This window comes from Streptomyces sp. UNOC14_S4, from assembly GCF_020740835.1.
Lineage (GTDB): Bacteria > Actinomycetota > Actinomycetes > Streptomycetales > Streptomycetaceae > Streptomyces.
Genome location: NZ_JAINFC010000835.1, coordinates 1 through 2,009, shown reverse-complemented (window position 1 = coordinate 2,009; position 2,009 = coordinate 1). Strand labels below are relative to the sequence as shown.

Annotated in this window: 1 protein-coding gene and 1 pseudogene; both read right to left on the bottom strand. The window is 72.3% G+C overall.

Annotated features, from left to right (window positions below):
* Positions 1-973 (bottom strand): annotated as a pseudogene (locus K6I34_RS36265) (CbxX/CfqX); the annotation flags it as partial.
* 479 nt (positions 974-1,452) lie between these two features.
* The coding region (locus K6I34_RS36260; RefSeq protein WP_229332281.1) for a uridine kinase at positions 1,453-2,009 on the bottom strand (557 nt) is incomplete at its 5' end.

The window sequence follows — 2,009 nt, the reverse complement described above, 5'->3', positions numbered from 1 at the left end:
GGGCGAGCCTGCGCATGTCGCCGGGGCCCGGCTGCGGTGCCGTGCCCGTGGGCTGCGGCCCGGCGCCCGTCAGCAGGTCGCGGCCGTCGAGGGTGTCGGGGGCGGGCGCTCCCTCGAAGTCGCTCCCGAGGTCGGCGGGCGGCACCGGCTCGATGCCCGTGGCGCCTCCCGCGGACACGGACGCCAGGTCCAGGGGGTCGTCGTCGAGGCCGTCCCCGTCGGCGATGGCGGTGAGCCGGGCGGAGGTGTCCATGAAGGACGGGTCGACGCGGTGCACGGCCCGGTAGAGGGGGAGCGCGGCGGCGGTCCGGCCGGTGCCCTCGTGCGCGCGGGCCAGCCAGTAGCGCAGCTCCTTGCGCTGCGGCTGCTCGCTGCGGCAGCGCATCAGCGCGGCGGACAGCAGCGGTTCCGCCTGCCCGTACATCTCCAGGCGCACCCGGGCCATGCCGCCGAAGAGCCCGGCCTCGATCCCGAGCAGCTGATCGCCGAGCAGGGGTTCGGTGTGCCGGACGAGCTGGTCCCAGTCCTTGACGAGGTACGCGCGGCACGCGTGCAGGAAACGGGACTGGGGGTCGGCCTCGACGGGCGGGCAGTCGGCCAGGGCCCGGTCCAGCTCGGGCACATGGCGGCCGTCGAGCCAGTGCGAGGCGTGGGCGAGCAGCAGGTCACGGCTGCTCTCCAGGACGGGCTGCACCCACCAGCCGAGCCAGTACCAGGAGTTGAGGGTGCGGCGGTGGCGGGCCCGCTGCTCGCCGAAGCGGTCGCGGTGGCGGTACATCCGCAGGAGCGCGGTGGTGGTCTCGGCGCGCAGCGCGTGCAGCCCCAGCCAGGCGTCGGCCATCCCGGGGTCCGCCCGGACGGCTGCCCGGAACTCCTCCTCCGCCTGTGCGTACGCGCCCATGGTGTAGGCGTCGACGGCGCGCAGCCAGGCGAGATCGGCCGGGGCGGGTGGGCCCTGCATGCCGAAATCCATCACGTCCCCCACAAACCCTGCCCCCGTAGCGTGCTGCCGGCGGCTGCCTGGCGTGCCTTTCCGAACCGCTGTGCTGTGGACGGGAGTTGACCAGTGTGTCGGCGCACCCCGCCGAAGGGTGTGCCGTCTGGCATCGTACCTGCGCGGTTGGTGTGGGCCGAAGGGTGCCGCACCGCAGTTCACGGTGTCGGGGCACGGGCCGGGGGCCGGAAAGCGATCCGGAAGACGGTCACCCAGTGTGAAGGGGACGGTGGAGCAAAGCACTCAAATAGGGGTGCCGGGGAAAGTACGAAGCCCCCGATCACGGGGGAACAACCGGGGGCTTCGCGTTCTCGGGCGGCTGCTGTCGGCCGCCTAATGAGAACGTAAGTCCTGTACGGCCCCTCGGTCAAGCCGAGTTGGCGCACTCGGCGGGGATCGGCCGCCGACGGCCGGTGGCGCGGCCCCAGTTGCTCACCGAGAGTGAGGAAAGGGCCCGTTCAATCTGTCTCACCGGGCCCCGGCAGCACCTCATATCCCTCCTGCCCCTGGAGAATCAGGAGTTCTGCGAAGGGACGCGTGGGATCCGTCGAGAAGTGCCGCTGCTCCGCTCGCTTCCAGCCGTCCCAGAAATCGGTCAGTTCGGGACCATCACGGAGTTGACCCCTTTCCCAGGAGCTCTCATGCGTCAACTCCATCCACAACAGGCACGCCAAATGGGGGCGGAGGGCCCGGCGGCCCGCGCCGACGCCCTCCACGAGCACGACCGGCGCGGCGGGCACGGTGTGTTCCTCGGCGAACCGGCGAGCCGTCCAGTCGTAGGCCCGGTAGCGCGCGGTCCCGCCCCGCGCCAGCGGCTCCAGCACCCAGGTGCGGAGCCGCTCCATCCACTCGAAGGGTTCTTCGTGCGTGGCCAGGTCGTCGAGGTGGAGGGTGGGTACGGGCGGCTCGCCGAGTGCTTCGGCGGGCCGTGCGGCGAACGTGCTCTTGCCGGAGCCGGCGTGGCCGTCGATCCCGATGAGCCTCACCGGTCCGAGGGATGGGGGGAGGGCGAGAA